Here is a 15,911-nt window from a genome sequence, read left to right as displayed (position 1 = left end):
ACTTTTTTTGAAAAGTAAAGTGGGAAAACTTTAATTATTTTTACCAGTCTACCATGTCAGGAGCACCTGAATTATCGACTAGCCATTTTCCATTTACATTTTTTACTTTTACTTTAACTTTAAAGTCAGGCATATCAATACCTTGAATTATTACAATTACTTTATTAGAATTATAGGAAAGAATTTTTAATTTAGGATCATAATATTGGTGTCCTGTAATTAAATCTGCACCGCAGCCGTCTTCCTCAGAATAACATTCTACGGTTAATTTTAATAACTCATTTCTAAATCTTTCTGTAATTAAATCCGTTGTTTTAAAATAAATATATTCTACATCATAATCTTCTGGATTAGATACATCATTTGGAATACCTGTCGTATTGTTTTCTAAAACTTCTGTATACTCTTTTAAAAATTTTAATGCAACTTGTGCTGCCTCTGAATTTATTTGACTAGATGAATTTTTTTTATTCGAATTTGATTTTCTAGTTGCAGAAAATGTATTAACATTCACAAAAACTGCTAAAACAATCGCTAAACAAAATATTTTTTTCATATTCTCTCCCAAAATTGTTCTTATTTTTATTAATTTTCAACAAGGGGTCAAGACCCCCTTGCTATTTTATATTTAATTTTACTAAGCATCTACATTTTTATCTAATTCAATTTGTTCCCCATCTTTATCATAAAGAGCCACATCTAGTCCAAGTGACTGGAATTCCTTAATTAATACTCTAAATGATTCTGGAGCGTCTGCTTCTGGCATTGCCTGTCCTTTTACGATAGCTTCATAAGTTTTTGTTCTTCCGCTAATGTCGTCTGATTTAACTGTAAGCATTTCTTGAAGGATATTTGACGCACCGTAGGCTTCCAATGCCCAAACTTCCATTTCTCCAAGTCTTTGTCCACCAAATTGGGCTTTTCCTCCAAGTGGCTGCTGAGTAACAAGTGAGTATGGTCCAATTGCTCTGGCATGCATTTTATCTTCTACCAAGTGGTGAAGTTTTAGCATATACATACGTCCAACTGTTACTGGATTGTCAAATGGCTGTCCAGTTCTTCCGTCAATTAGTTTTACTTTACCAGTTCTGCTGTATCCAGCTTCTTCCAAGTAATTTTTAACATCTTCTTCACTTGCTCCGTCAAATACTGGCGTTGCAATATATTTGTCAATATCTCCAATTGCAAGTCCCAAATGCACTTCCAGAACCTGTCCAATATTCATACGTGATGGTACTCCAAGCGGATTAAGACAAACATCTATTGGTGTTCCATTTTCTAAATGCGGCATATCTTCGACTGGCAATACTCTTGAAATTACCCCTTTGTTTCCATGACGTCCAGACATTTTATCCCCAACCATTATTTTTCTTTTTTCCGCAATATAAATTCTGATTAGTTTATTTACTCCAGCTTTCAAATCATCTCCATTTTCCTTAGATAACTCAAGTACGTCTACAACAGTACCTTTTACCCCATGCGGAAGTCTTAATGAAGTATCTCTTACATCTTTTGCTTTTTCCCCAAAGATTGCACGTAATAGTTTTTCTTCTGCTGGTGGCTCAGTTTCCCCTTTAGGAGTTACTTTTCCAACAAGAATATCATCAGGAATTACGTGAGCTCCTATTCTTATAATTCCATTTTCATCAAGGTTTCTCAAGGCTTCCTCAGAAACATTAGGAATTTCTCTTGTAATTTCTTCATCTCCTAATTTTGTAGTTCTTGCCTCAATATCAAATTCTTCAATATGAATTGACGTGAATACATCATCTTTTCTAAGTCTTTCAGAAATAAGGATTCCATCCTCAAAGTTATATCCTTCCCAAGGCATAAATGCCAGCAGGATATTTTTACCTAATGCCAAATCTCCACCTGCAGTAGATGGTCCATCTGCAATAATATCGCCTTTTTTAACTTTATCTCCCAAGTCAATAATTGGTTTTTGATGTAAACACATTGACTGGTTAGATTTTTCAAAGTTTAGTAATCTATGGTAATGTTCTTTTCCATTTTCATCAGTTACAATAATTTTTCTTGCATCTACAAAAGTTACAGTTCCTGCTGCTTTTGAAGTAATAACTGCTCCCGAATCCACAGCAACTTTTCTTTCAAGCCCAGTTCCTACATAAGGAGCCTGAGTTTTTAATAATGGTACGGCTTGACGCTGCATATTTGACCCCATTAACGCACGATTGGCATCATCATGTTCCAAGAATGGAATTAATCCCGCTGAAACAGATACTAGCTGTTTAGGCGACACATCCAAAATATCAACTTTTGACTTATCAATATGTACAATTTCATCTCCGTAACGGCACACAACTTCATCAGTCAAGAAGTTTCCATCTTTGTCAATAGGAGTATCAGCCTGTGCGATAAACAGTCCTTCCTCTTCATCAGCGGCTAAATATCTAATATCATTAAAATCAGCTTTTCCATCATTTATTTTTACAAACGGAGTTTCAATAAATCCGTATTTATTAACTTTTCCATAAGTTGAAAGTGAAGCGATAAGTCCGATGTTTGGTCCCTCTGGAGTTTCTATTGGACAAATTCTTCCATAATGCGAGTTATGAACGTCACGAACCTCAAATCCTGCTCTATCTCTAGAAAGCCCTCCCGGTCCTAATGCCGAAATTCTTCTCTTATGAGTCAATTCAGATAACGGATTTGACTGATCCATAAATTGTGATAGCTGTCCACTTCCAAAAAATTCAAGAATTAACGCATTTAATGGTTTTGTATTTAATAAACTTTGTGGAGTCAATGTTGTGATATCTTGAATTGTCATTTTTTCTCTGACCATTTTAGACATTTTAAGCATTCCACCTTTTATTTGGATGGAAAGCAGCTCTCCAACACCTCTTACACGTCTATTTGACAAATTGTCAATATCATCTGTAAATCCTTCTCCGCTTACAAGATTTTTCACATATTCAATAGTCTGTAAAACATCCTCTTTTGTCAATACAATTACATCTGCTGGAACTTCCAGTTTTAATCTTTTGTTAACCTTGTATCTTCCAACATCTGCCAAATCATATCTTTGTGGATTAAAAAACATCTGTTTAACAAGCGATCTGGCACTGTCCACAGTTACCAAGTCTCCTGGACGTAATTTTCTAAACACTTCTATAACAGCCTCATCACTGTTTTTTGTATTATCGTGAACCAAAGCATTAGCAATAATTCTATCTTCAGGTTTTACTTCCCAAATACTAAGTACAGGTACTTTTGCGTCAATTATTCTCTGAATGACAGGCATATCAATAATTTCTTCCGATTCCGCTACAAATTCTCCAGTTTCTTCATCTAAAATATCTTCTCTTACAAAACTTCCTTCTAATCGTGAACGCAAAATTTCTTCCAACTCAGTATCTCTATACTTTGAATAAAGTTCTGACAATTCTACTTTCTTTAATTCAAAAAATTCATTCATAATTTCTTCATTACTGTGGAAAAAATCAACTGCTTTAAGGAAAACAGGCAATAAAACTTTCTTTCTTCTATCAATTTTTACATTTAAAATATCATTCTTGTCAGTTTCAAATTCAAGCCATGTTCCTTTATAAGGGATAATTTTTCCAATAAACACATCTTTTCCTGTCTGAATATTCAATTCTTTGTTAAAAGTAATTCCTGGTGATCTGTGTAATTGGGAAATAACGACTCTTTCTGCACCATTTATAATAAATGTTGCTTTATCAGTCATAAGCGGTATATCTCCAAAATGAACTAATGTCTCTTGAATTTCTCCTGTTCTCTTGTTAGTTAATTTTAATCTAACTTTTAATTGACCAGAATACGTTTTACCTCTTTTTTTACATTCCAATTCATCATTTAAAGGCTCATCATTATCATGAATTTCATACCATAAGTATTCTAATTTCAATAATCCATTGCTGGATTCAATTGGAAAAATTTCATTAAAGATCGCTTCAAAACCTTTATTTTCTCTCTTTTGAGGCGGCACTTTTGTCTGCAAAAAATCTTCATAAGAATTTATTTGAAATTCTAAGAAGTGCGGCATTTCCCCTCTGTCTACTATTTTTCCGAAACTATATCTTTCAATAAGTTTGTTCATTTAAAAAATTCCTCCCTATAAAGAACACATTCTTCTTCAATTCAAATCAAAAATTAAGCTTTATATAAACTTCTAAATTTAAATTTCTAAACATCTATAATTATGTTCGCTTTAAGTTTTATATATCAAAACTACTTTTCATAATTCAATTATTTAAAAATAATCAAATTTATCTAAAAAACAATCTATTTTTTCAATATTCATGTCTTTTCATAAGCAGCTTTGCTGTATTATAATTATGAATTTGTTTTGACCTATTTTTATCTCTAAAAATTAATACAAAAAAGAATAAATTGTCTATTCAATTTTAAAGTTTTATAGTGGAAAAAGACACTCTCTGTAACGTCTAAGAGTGTCTTCACTTTTGATTTTGATTTTGACTATTTAACTTCTACAGTTGCTCCTGCACCTTCTAATTGAGCTTTAACTGCTTCAGCTTCTTCTTTAGAAACTCCTTCTTTAACTGCTTTTCCACCAGCTTCTACTAATTCTTTAGCTTCTTTAAGTCCTAATCCAGTAATTCCTCTTACTTCTTTAATTACTGCTAATTTAGCTCCTCCTGGAGATACTAAGATTACATCAAATTCAGTTTTTTCTTCAGCTGCTCCACCTGCTGCTGCTGCTCCAGCAACTGCTACTGGTTGAGCTGATACTCCAAATGTTTCTTCAATAGCTTCAACTACTTCTTTTAATTCTAATACAGACATAGCTTTTAAATCTTCTATAAATTGTTCTTTATTAAATGCCATTATTTTATTTCCTCCTAATTTTTCTTTTTTTAAATTTATTTTTTATTACTTCAATTTATTAATATTTTTATTTAATTATTCAGCTGCTGCTCCAGTTTCTTTTTGTTCTGCAACATTTGATAATGCCACAGCCAACATTCTAACTGGTGACAACAATCCGTAAGCAATTTGACCAAGTAATTCATCTCTAGATGGTAATTTAGCCAATGCTTCAACAGTTGACACGTCAACTCTTTCAGATTCTAATAATCCACCTTTAATTGCTAATTTGTCTTTTAGTTTTTTTCCAAAATCAAAAACTAATTTAGATGGCGCAACTCCATCTTCATATCCTAATGCAAATGATGTAGTTCCTTCCAACAGATCATCAACGTCAGTGTCAAATCCTGCTTCCTTCAATGCTATCTTAAACAATCTGTTTTTAGCAACAAAGTATTCTACTCCTGCTTCTCTAGCATTTTTACGAAGTTCAGTATCTTCATTAACACTAATCCCTTTATAATCAACAAATACTACTGCTTTAGCATCTTTTAATTTTTCAACTAAACTTTTTACAACTTCTAATTTTTCTTGTGCTGGCAATTCACTTCACCTCCTTATAATAAAAACCTCTGAAACAAAAACAATAAGCCCAGAGGTATCATATTATAAAAATATTTATTATTTAACTTTAATATCTATTTGTAATAATATTTACCTCGGTAGGGTTTAAAGAATTTTAATTCTACCTACTGTCTTTGGTTATATTTTTCTATATGATTTATATATTATAAACCAATATATATTATTATACAACAATTTTCACAAAATTGCAAGTATATTTTAAAAATCATTATTAATTTTTATATTTTTTTAAATTACCGAACAGAAAAAATCCGCTCGGTAATTTATATTATTAAGATTATTTACTATTTAGCAACAAATGCTCCAGCCAATAATGGATCAACTTTAATTCCAGGTCCCATAGTTAATGAGATTGCAACTGTTCTTAAATATTGCCCTTTTGAAGCGGCTGGTTTTAATTTGATAATTTGATCTAATGCTACTTTGAAGTTTTCTACGATAGCTTCCTTTGTAAAATCAACTTTACCGATTGGTAAGTGAATCGATCCTAATTTATCAACTTTAAATGCAACTTTTCCTTTTTTAAATTCTTGAACTGTTTGTTCAATGTTTGTTGTAACTGTTCCTGATTTAGGGTTAGGCATAAGTCCTTTAGTTCCTAAAATTCTTCCTAATCTTCCTAGTTTAGGCATCATATCAGGTGTAGCAATTACTAAGTCAAAATCAAGCCATCCACCTTGGATTTTGTTAATATATTCATCATCTCCAGCAAAATCTGCTCCTGCTGCCAATGCCTTATCAATATTTTCTCCGCTTGTAATAGCCAAGATTCTTACTGTTTTACCTGTTCCGTTTGGTAATGAAACTGTACCTCTTACTTGCTGATCAGCGTGTCTTGGATCTACTCCCAATCTTATTGCTAATTCTACTGTTTCCACAAATTTTGCACTTTTAGTTTCAAAAACTAAATCCAATGCTTCTTCTGGTGTGTAAACTTTCATTTTATCTACTTTTTGAGAAATGTTATCGTATCTTTTTCCTCTTTTTGCCATTTATTATTTCCTCCTCTGTGGTCATTGGTTTTATAACCTTCCACTTGTTCTAATAATCATTATAATTCTTTATTTCTTATCTCTAATTTAAATATTTAATTATTCAGAAATTTTAATTCCCATACTTCTTGCAGTTCCTGCGATAATATTCATAGCCGCTTCAACTGATCCAGCATTTAAATCTGGCATTTTAGTTTCTGCAATTTCTTGCAATTGAGCTTTAGTTATAGTTCCAGCAACTTCTTTTACTGAGTTCCCAGCACCTTTTTTAACTTTAGCAGCTTTTTTCAACAAGTCTGATGCAGGTGGTGTTTTTAGTATAAATGTAAAACTTCTATCTGCATAAACAGTAATTTCTACTGGAATTACGAATCCCATTTTATCTTGTGTCTGAGCGTTGAATGATTTACAGAATTCTGCAATGTTTACCCCATGTTGTCCTAATGCAGGCCCTACTGGTGGTGCAGGATTCGCTTTCCCCGCTTCTAATTGTAATTTAATCTTCCCGATTACTTCTTTAGCCATTTTTCCTCCTCTGTGGTAATTGAATTTTTAAAATCTCCCACTCTTTCTTTCAAATTAAAATTTCGCTAATTGTTATTCTTTAATAATACTTTCCTTTAAAATAATACTTTTTTTGTTTTTAAATTTTAATAATCTATTTTTTCTATTTCAGTATGCTCTACTTCTACAGGAGTCAAACGCCCCAATACTTCAAGCATTACCTTTATTTTACCGTGTTCATGGTCAATTTCTGAAATTTCTCCTTGCTGTCCATCAAATGAGCCACCTTTAACAGTAACAACTTCTCCAACTGTAAAATTAATATCAAGTCTCGGAGCTTTTTCTTCTCCATCGATATCAATTCCAATTTTAGAAAGTAAATCTGCAGCTTCTTCATCAGACAACGGTATTGGATCACTTCCAACCCCGACAAATCCAGTAACTCCATTAGTGTTTCTTATTACATACCAGGCATCACTGTCAACACGATATCCCAGCCCTAATTCATTTTCTTCTCTAACAGAAAGCATTTCTATCATTACATAACTTGGAAAAAGTTTTCTTGGAACTTTTACCATTTTTCCACGTTTTTCTTCTAGAACCTCTTCTTCAGGCACCAAAATTCTAAAAACTCTATCCGTCAAATCAAGCGACTCTATTCTTTTTTCTAAATCAGCAGCCACTTTTTTTTCATAACCAGAATAAGTGTGAATTATATACCATTTTTTTTCGTATGCAACTTCCTCTTCAACCTTTTCACTTGCTTCAGTCACTTTACGCGCCTCCTAAAATATTTCTTAGAACTTCACTTATTTTTGCCAACACAAAATTAAATGCTGTATCAAAAAGAAGTGTATATACAGCTATAAAAGCTGTCATCAAAATCACAATTATAGTAACATGATAAATTTCAATTTTATCTGGCCAATATATTTTTTTATATTCCTCACGTAAATTTCTGATAGCATCCTCTAAATTAAATTTACTCATAATTATCTCCTAGAATCATCCAAGAATTTTAACTAAAAAACTAAATTCTCCTACTCTAAATAAAGAAATTTAACTTAAAAAATAAATAGTTCTCAAACCATATATAACTAATTTCTTTATTAAAAAAAATTCTCATAAAATAAAATGGCAGGCCAGGCAGGAATCGAACCCGCAACTTTCGGTTTTGGAGACCGACGCTCTACCAATTGAACTACTGACCTATCTATTTTTATGAGATTATTTAACTTCTCTGTAAAGAGAATGTCTTTTAAGCACTGGATTGTATTTTCTCATCTCTAATCTTTCAGGATGAGTTTTTTTATTTTTAGTTGTAACATAATGTCTCAACTTAGTTTCAGTGCACTCTAAAATAACTTGTACTCTCATTGTTTCTATCCCTCCCAATAAAATATTGGTATTACCAGAATAAACTAGCTCATTTATAATACCATACTCTGTAGCTTTTGTCAACACCATTTCTTTACTTTTTTAAATTTTTGCTGTTTTTTTATAAAAAATAACCTTTAAACAAAATCAATGCCTTAAAAATAATTCCATCACCTTTAAAATGCAAAATGTAATTCCGCTGGCAATAACTGGTCCTGCCGCAATTCCTTTAAAAAATACAACTCCCATTATTGTCCCAATTACAAGGGCAACGGTGATCTCAGGCTGCCCAGAAAGAAGTCCGACTCCTTTTGAAGAAAGGATGGAAACTGTAATTCCACTTATAATTGCAACCCATCCAACTGGAGATTTAAAGGCAGAAAGCAGATGGGAAAAACCAATTTCCCCAGTTGCAATAGGAATCAAAATTGCAATTGTAATTATTAACACTCCCCAGCTTATCCCTTCCTTTCTAAATTGAGTCATAAATCCTTCAATATTAATTCCCTTTATTTTATAATATTCAGTAATATTAAATAAAGATTTTAAAATTAGCACAAAAATTGTTGCCCAAACAATAGACTTATTATTTGTTATTGCTCCAACTAACAAAATAATTCCTAAAAAAATAAAACTTTCCAAATTTTTCTCCTTTAAAATTCATATTCTCCATTCCAAGTAATAAACAATTTAACAAGTTCTTCAGCTACTTTTTTATTTCTTGTTTCAATATCTTCAAAAGTCCAGTCATTCTTATCATCTGGTATCAATTCTCTAACATATTTAATTTTAGATTTTTTATAACTTATCTTTTTCTTTTCAAAGAAGTTTTCCGTAGCTTTAATTGACAATCTTCTTTCAAATGGAATCTTGTTTCCTATATAATTTATATGCTTCTTAACTTCTTTATTTTCGACACTTTCTGTAAACCGGTCACTCCATTTTTGTGGCAATATATATTCAACTTCCCATTTTTCAGGCAACAGTTCATCTTGATTATTATAGACAACCATTTTTAAAATCATACGCACAAGATTTTTATTGGGCGTTTTAACTCTTTCCTGTAATATCGTGATTGGAATATTTTTAAACGCAACTTTTGGAGAAATATTATCAACTATATCAACATTTAATTTGAGAATGTCTGCTTTTACTGCTGAAACACTTGGCGTTACAAGGTAATTGGCAGTTAATTCCAAAAACAGCTTTCTCAAAAATTTTAGAAAACACGCTTCAAAATTTTCCTTTTCTCCATGCGACAAATAATATACAACAACTGGATATTTCCAAGATTCATTTGGATATGCTGACAAAGTATCCAAAATTTTAATAATATTTATATTTTCAGTCCAAGGCTTGTCGTCAATAGATTCATGCCTGTTCATTACAACCCATAAATCCAGAATTTGATCCAGATGTTTTAGTAAATTTGATTTATACAGCCTTGTAAATCCATTTTTTGAATAAAAACGTCTAAGTCCAAGTGTAGTTGTTGCAATATCCTTTTCTACTGCCCTTAAATAGAACATATAGTAATAAAACAGCTGTTTTACATTTTCTCTGGCATAGGTTGCCCGTTCACTTAGATTTTTCCATTGCTTAATAAACATTTTCTTATATTCTTTTTTTATTCTATTATACATTTTTGCCTTAAATATATCCGCTTCAGATAATGGCAATCCTCTGTCATTCAAAGTAGAAAACACGCTTAGAGCATCATCTTGAGAATCTGTCTTTATTGGGAAAACTACCACCTTATTTAATGTATAATAAATAAATTCCAGCATTAAAGTTGGACTTAATTCACAAAGTTTATCAAATAGCCTTTGGAATAAAATATAATTTTTAGAATAATTGTCCTTTCTCTTATGGTCAGCAATTCCTGTTTCTAAAATATCCTGTAAAATTTTATTTCCCTCATTATCTATAACTCGTGATGTAATCAGCACACTTTTATAATCAACTTCTCCAGTCAATTTTTCCTGTTTCCAAAGTGCAGGCTGAATCTGTCTTATAAAGTTTTCCTGCTCAACAGTTTTTTCCTTATAAGAAGTTAATTTTGTATAAATTGCACGAAGAAGCAAGAACAATGAAGTGATTCTTTGCTGCCCATCAATGATTTCCTGCTCTCCAGCTTCATTTTCATAAGAAACGATACTTCCTAAAAAATATGTTCCTTCCACTTCACTATTTTTTTTCGACTCACTTTCTGTAAATTCCAAAAGATCGTAAAATAATGTCTTAGTCTCATTTTCAGTCCAGGAATATGGCCTTTGATATTCAGGTATTAAAAACATCTGTTCTTTCCCGCTTTCCAGCAGCCGTTTTATACTTTGTTTATTAACTTGTATTGTTGCAACCATAAAGCCTCCTATATTTTTCTTTATTTTAGTTTTATGTAAAAGTTTATATAATTTTTACAGACTTTACTTTTACAATTTCCTATTTATTTTCCTCAATTATTTTTATCTATAATAATTTTAATATTCTAAAATATATTATACTCTAAAATTTATAAGATTGCAATTTTTTGACGGTATTTTAAAAATTATTTGTTTTCTATAAAATTATTAATATTTTTTTTATTTTTACTGTTATTCTATTTATTTTTAAAATACTTTGATTAACAAAATAAAAATATTTAATTGTAAAAATTACAAAAACATTATATAATTAAAACAGTATGCATTGTATAAACAAATTTTTTTAATATCAAAATAATTAAGTAATAAAGGAGGTTTTATGTTTGAAAAATTTCGGCTAAAAAAACTCTCAAAAGTTGTACAGTCGGTTATATCAATTCTTTTTGACCAAATAACAAAAAAAGATTACTTTGGTACTTTTTCTAAAATAAATTTTTTAAATATTGAAAACGTTGCTTTATTATATAAAAAAAATAAAAATATTGTTATTAGCAAAAGTGATGGATTTCTAAAGGCTTTGGATAAATATATTTCCAATTCAGGCATTGATTTATCCTTTTTGGAAAATGTTGATTTAAAAAGGCTCGTTGAAAAATTTGAGAGGCTTTGTGCCAATGGATATAAAAATTTTATTGAAAATGATATTAGAAATAAGATAATCGAAAGAATAAAAAAAATATTAGAAATTTTACAAAAACTATATTTATTTTTTTATATTCTCTTAAATTATACTTCAATAAGTTCAAATACAAAAATTTGTAGAGCTCCTCCGTATAATTTTCATAAAAATAACTATTAATAAAAATTATAAAATTGGAGGAAATTAAAGTGAATAAAGCATCAGAAATAAAAGAAGAAAATTCTGTAAATTTAAATGAAGAAAAAATAAATGAAAATAAAAAAATTGAATTAAAGGGAATTAAAATAGGAAAATATTTTATTGAAAAACCAATCGTTCAAGGTGGAATGGGAGTTGGTATCAGCTGGGACAGACTTGCTGGAAACGTTGCAAAAAATGGATGTCTTGGAACAATAAGTGCAATTTGTACTGGATATTACCAAAATATGAAATTTGTAAAAAAAGCTGTAAATGGACGTCCTCTTGGAACAGAAAATGCCTATAATCGTGAAGCACTTTTTGAAATATTTAAAAATGCAAGAAAAATTTGTGGAGATAAACCGCTTGCCTGCAATATTCTCCATGCAATAAATGATTATGCGAGAGTTGTAAAGGATGCACTTGAAGCTGGAGCAAATATTATTGTTACAGGAGCTGGACTTCCGCTGGAACTTCCAAAACTTGTAAAAGATTATCCAGATGTGGAAATTGTTCCAATAGTTTCATCAGCCAGAGCATTAAAAATAATTTGCAGAAAATGGAAGGCTGCTGGAAAAATGCCAGGCGCAGTAATTGTGGAAGGACCAAAAAGTGGAGGACACCAAGGTGCAAAATATGAAGAATTATTCGCTCCTGAACATCAGCTGGAAGCAATTCTTCCTCCAATAAAGGAAGAGCGTGATAAATGGGGAGATTTTCCTATTATTGCAGCAGGTGGAATATGGGACAATAACGATATAAAAAATATTATGGCACTTGGAGCAGATGCCGTTCAGATGGGTACAAGATTTATCGGTACTTACGAATGTGATGCAAGCGATGTGTTAAAACAAGTATTGATCGATGCAAAGGAAGAAGACATTGTAATCGTAAGTTCTCCAGTTGGTTATCCTGGACGTGCAGTAAAAACAAATTTAATCAAAACATTAGAACCAAATACAAAAAAAATCAAATGTATAAGCAACTGCGTATTTCCTTGTGAACGTGGAAAAGGTGCAAATAGAGTGGGATACTGTATTGCCGACAGCTTGGGAGATGCTTATCTAGGTAGACTTCAAAGCGGATTGTTTTTCTCAGGGGCTAATGGATGGAGATTAAAGGAACTTGTGCATGTAAAAGATCTGATAAATGAACTTATGACAACAAACTAATTAATATTTTGATAATATTCTGGAACGAGGGGCAAAAACCCCTTGTTTTCTAGTTATTGATAAGATTTTCTTTAAATCTGAACCTTTAAAATTATTGACTTTTTTTAAATTAAAAGAGTTCGCCTTATTACGTAAATTTACTAAAAATTAATAAATAAAAAATGGAGATAAAAATGGTTAGAAGAATAAGTTTTAGACGAATAGCAAACATCCTTTTCAACAAGAACATTGATGAAGATGAAAAGACTATAAAAAAAAATACAAATAAAGAACGTCAACCAATGAAACCAATGACAAAAAATACCAAAATAAAAGAAATTGCAGATCCCAACCTTTTTTACATACCTCTTTCACAACATATAGGAAGTCCAGCTATTCCAATAGTAGAAATTGGAGACCACGTAAAAAAATATGAAAAAATAGGAGAAATTTCTGGAAATATTTCAGCTAATATTCATTCGCCAGTTTCTGGGGACGTCGTTGATATTATTGATCATCTTATGGCAAACGGAAAAAAAGTCAAAACAGTTATTATTGTAAATGACTTTCAAAATACAGAAGAAACTTTGACGAAAAGAGAACTACGTGATTTAAGACTGATAAAAAAAGAAGAAATTTTTAAAATAATCAGGGAAGCAGGAATAGTTGGGCTTGGAGGAGCACAATTTCCCACACATGTAAAATATGATATAAAATTTAAAAAAGTAGAAACCCTTATAATAAACGGTGCTGAATGTGAACCATATTTGACTTCTGACTACTCTGTTATGAAAAATTTTACAACAGAAATTTTCCGTGGCTTAAAAGTTATACAAAAATTATTAAATCCGAAAGAAATTGTAATTGGAATAGAAGAAGAAAATAAGGAACTAATTGAAATATTTGAAAAAATACAAAAAGAAGAAAAATTTGAAGTAAAAGTAAAATTGCTTCCTACAATTTATCCACAAGGAAGTGAACTACAACTAATAAATACTATTACACAAAAAAAAGTTAAAAAGGGGGAACTGCCTCTTGAACAAGGTGTAATTGTAAGTAATGTAAGTACAGTCAAAGCAATTTACAATGCTTTTTTTGAAGGAAAGCCACTTATTGAAAGAATTGTTACAATTTCTGGAGAAAAAGCAAGAAATATCGGAAATTATAAGTTAAAATTTGGAACTCCACTTTACTATATTGTAAATGAACTAAAAATTGTAAATGAAGATAAAGTAATTTTTGGCGGACCAATGATGGGAACAGAAGTTTTTGATTCTAGAATACCAACAGTAAAAGGAACTTCTGGAATACTATTTTTAGACACAGAAGAAATTGAACGTAAAAACTGCATTTCTTGCGGATATTGTGTAGAAGCCTGTCCAATGAACCTAATGCCTTTTGAATTTGCAGATTACTATAAAAATGGGAAATATGAAAAAATGATAACAGCTAATATTCAAAACTGTATCGACTGCGGAGCTTGTGAATTTGTATGCCCTTCAAGAGTTCCTTTGATGGAAAGTATAAAAACTGGAAAATTAATTTTGTCGGAATTGGAGGTAAAAAATAATGAAAAATAACGAAAAATCGTTAATGGAAGAAATATTAGACAGAAAAAAGAATAACGGCAAAAAGGGACTTTTAGACAACGATGATACACTTTTAGATTCTACAGTTCACAACCTTCCAAAAGCTAAAAAAACTGAACAATTAAAAAAGAATTATTCTCAAGATTCTGAAATAGGCAGAACCAACAGTAAAATAAAAAATTCAAGTAATTTGAATACAACTGAAAACATTAAAGAAAGAGAAAAGAAAAAAGAAACAGAACTACTAAAAAAAAATAAGATTGATATAAAAAAAATATTTTCTAAAAAAGAAGCTCTAGAAAGCGATGAAAAAATTAAAAGAAAAAAAATAATAAAAAACTTTTTTAAAAAAAGAAAATTACAGAAATTATCTTTTACTCCATATATCAGAACTGAAACAGAAGTAAGAAATATTATGAAAGACGTAATCGCAGCATTATTTCCAGCTATTATCGCCTCAGCTTTAGTTTATGGAACAAAATCGCTCCTTTTAATAGCGACTTCTGTCTTATCCGCTGTGGTAACTGAAAAACTTTTTTCAAAATATTTTTTAAATGACAACGATTCTGTTCATGACTTGTCAGCAATTATAACAGGTATCTTGCTGGCTATGACACTTGCCCCATTAACTCCATTACCTATAGTTATTTTTGGAGCTTGTATGGCAGTTATTTTTGGAAAATTAATTTATGGCGGAATTGGAAAAAACATTTTTAATCCTGCAGTAATAGGTCGGGAATTTATGACTGTATTTTTTTCATCAGCAATGTCCTCTGGAACAATATGGTTCAGTCAGGAATTAATACAATTATCTAAAATAAAATTTTTTGCAGGATTTCATAATTCTTCAATTACTAATTATCTAGACGGATTACTATTAACTTCTTCAGGATCTGTTGGTGCTTATTCTGCATTTGCCCTAATTTTAGGAGGACTGTACTTGTTATTAAAAAATCGAATTTCATGGCATATTCCAGTAAGTTTATTTGCTACATTTTTTCTAGTTTCAATATTTTTAAGAAATAATATTAATATTTCAACTGGCGGATTATTATTAACAGGAATCTTTATGGCAACAGATATGCCAACAAGTCCATCATCTGCACCAGGAAAAATATATTACGGGATAATGCTCGGACTTGTAATTGGACTTTTATCAATACTTGGAGTAAAAAACGAAATATTATCTTATGTTCTATTAATATTAAACCCTTTTACAAGAATTATGAATAAAGTTTTCCGTCCTGTGGTATTTGGTTACGATGTGAAGGAAGAAATGTTAAGAGAATCTGGAAAAATGATTTTACTTACTCTTGGAATTTTTGTTTTTGCAATTGTTTTTACTGAATTCCATAAAGTTGGGGCTATGCCATATTTGGTATATCTTTATATTTTAATCTCAACATTGAATTTAATTTCAAAAAAAAATAAAAATAAAATAATCCATAAAAATCTAAAAATGTAATATAAACTCCATCATTTATTTCTAAAAATGTTGCAACTCTTTTAAATGAACAATTTGGATTGACTTGTATAACTAATGTTAAAAAGATTTTCAAATATTTTTTAGTTAAAGGTTTTGATAAAAATAAAAAAAAATG

Annotated in this window: 15 protein-coding genes, 1 tRNA gene and 1 other annotated feature; of the genes, 4 read left to right on the top strand and 12 right to left on the bottom strand. The window is 30.5% G+C overall.

Going from position 1 to position 15,911, the window contains the following annotated elements:
* Positions 1–40: 40 nt before the first annotated feature.
* The 12 genes from F1564_RS01400 to F1564_RS01345 all read right to left on the bottom strand — a co-directional run bounded on the left by F1564_RS01400 (position 41) and on the right by F1564_RS01345 (position 10,693).
* Positions 41–556: a hypothetical protein gene (locus F1564_RS01400; RefSeq protein WP_018450968.1), complete on the bottom strand. Its 516-nt coding sequence runs from the start codon at positions 554–556 to the stop codon at positions 41–43.
* Between the two features lie 81 nt (positions 557–637).
* Positions 638–4,084, bottom strand: coding sequence for a DNA-directed RNA polymerase subunit beta (gene rpoB / locus F1564_RS01395; RefSeq protein WP_018450969.1), 3,447 nt, complete (start codon positions 4,082–4,084; stop codon positions 638–640).
* Between the two features lie 380 nt (positions 4,085–4,464).
* Positions 4,465–4,833, bottom strand: coding sequence for a 50S ribosomal protein L7/L12 (gene rplL / locus F1564_RS01390; protein WP_018450970.1), 369 nt, complete (start codon positions 4,831–4,833; stop codon positions 4,465–4,467).
* A 75-nt stretch (positions 4,834–4,908) separates the two neighbouring features.
* Positions 4,909–5,415, bottom strand: coding sequence for a 50S ribosomal protein L10 (gene rplJ / locus F1564_RS01385; RefSeq protein WP_018450971.1), 507 nt, complete (start codon positions 5,413–5,415; stop codon positions 4,909–4,911).
* 11 nt (positions 5,416–5,426) lie between these two features.
* Positions 5,427–5,592, bottom strand: a sequence feature (ribosomal protein L10 leader region).
* Between the two features lie 149 nt (positions 5,593–5,741).
* On the bottom strand, positions 5,742–6,449 hold the full coding sequence (gene rplA / locus F1564_RS01380) for a 50S ribosomal protein L1 (RefSeq protein WP_018450972.1): 708 nt from the start codon (positions 6,447–6,449) through the stop codon (positions 5,742–5,744).
* A 99-nt stretch (positions 6,450–6,548) separates the two neighbouring features.
* Positions 6,549–6,974, bottom strand: coding sequence for a 50S ribosomal protein L11 (gene rplK / locus F1564_RS01375; RefSeq protein ID WP_018450973.1), 426 nt, complete (start codon positions 6,972–6,974; stop codon positions 6,549–6,551).
* A 125-nt stretch (positions 6,975–7,099) separates the two neighbouring features.
* Positions 7,100–7,726, bottom strand: coding sequence for a transcription termination/antitermination protein NusG (nusG, locus tag F1564_RS01370; protein ID WP_018450974.1), 627 nt, complete (start codon positions 7,724–7,726; stop codon positions 7,100–7,102).
* 1 nt (position 7,727) lies between these two features.
* Positions 7,728–7,943, bottom strand: coding sequence for a preprotein translocase subunit SecE (secE, locus tag F1564_RS01365; RefSeq protein WP_018450975.1), 216 nt, complete (start codon positions 7,941–7,943; stop codon positions 7,728–7,730).
* Between the two features lie 145 nt (positions 7,944–8,088).
* Positions 8,089–8,164: transfer RNA gene (locus tag F1564_RS01360), tRNA-Trp, on the bottom strand.
* Between the two features lie 16 nt (positions 8,165–8,180).
* Positions 8,181–8,330 carry a 50S ribosomal protein L33 gene (gene rpmG / locus F1564_RS01355; protein WP_006807173.1) on the bottom strand — a complete coding sequence of 50 codons (150 nt, stop codon included), beginning with the start codon at positions 8,328–8,330 and terminating at the stop codon, positions 8,181–8,183.
* 147 nt (positions 8,331–8,477) lie between these two features.
* Positions 8,478–8,972, bottom strand: a complete 495-nt coding sequence (locus F1564_RS01350; protein ID WP_018450977.1) for a DUF441 domain-containing protein — start codon at positions 8,970–8,972, stop codon at positions 8,478–8,480.
* 11 nt (positions 8,973–8,983) lie between these two features.
* Positions 8,984–10,693, bottom strand: a complete 1,710-nt coding sequence (locus F1564_RS01345; RefSeq protein ID WP_018450978.1) for a DUF262 domain-containing protein — start codon at positions 10,691–10,693, stop codon at positions 8,984–8,986.
* A 379-nt stretch (positions 10,694–11,072) separates the two neighbouring features.
* Here F1564_RS01345 and F1564_RS01340 point away from each other — a divergent pair, with 379 nt between their 5' ends.
* From F1564_RS01340 to F1564_RS01325, 4 genes are all read left to right on the top strand, one after another.
* Complete coding sequence (locus F1564_RS01340; RefSeq protein ID WP_018450979.1) at positions 11,073–11,552, top strand: hypothetical protein; 480 nt, start codon at positions 11,073–11,075, stop codon at positions 11,550–11,552.
* Between the two features lie 167 nt (positions 11,553–11,719).
* Entirely contained in the window at positions 11,720–12,742 is a 1,023-nt protein-coding gene (locus F1564_RS01335; protein ID WP_051074864.1) for a nitronate monooxygenase, read from the top strand.
* 173 nt (positions 12,743–12,915) lie between these two features.
* Positions 12,916–14,301, top strand: a complete 1,386-nt coding sequence (gene rsxC, locus F1564_RS01330; RefSeq protein ID WP_018450981.1) for an electron transport complex subunit RsxC — start codon at positions 12,916–12,918, stop codon at positions 14,299–14,301.
* Positions 14,291–15,775, top strand: coding sequence for an RnfABCDGE type electron transport complex subunit D (locus F1564_RS01325; protein WP_018450982.1), 1,485 nt, complete (start codon positions 14,291–14,293; stop codon positions 15,773–15,775). Before rsxC ends, F1564_RS01325 begins: the two co-directional genes overlap by 11 nt.
* Positions 15,776–15,911 lie beyond the last annotated feature (136 nt).

It is taken from the genome of Leptotrichia shahii (genome assembly GCF_008327825.1).
Taxonomy (GTDB): Bacteria; Fusobacteriota; Fusobacteriia; order Fusobacteriales; family Leptotrichiaceae; genus Leptotrichia; species Leptotrichia shahii.
This window is presented reverse-complemented; position numbering and strand designations above follow the sequence as displayed.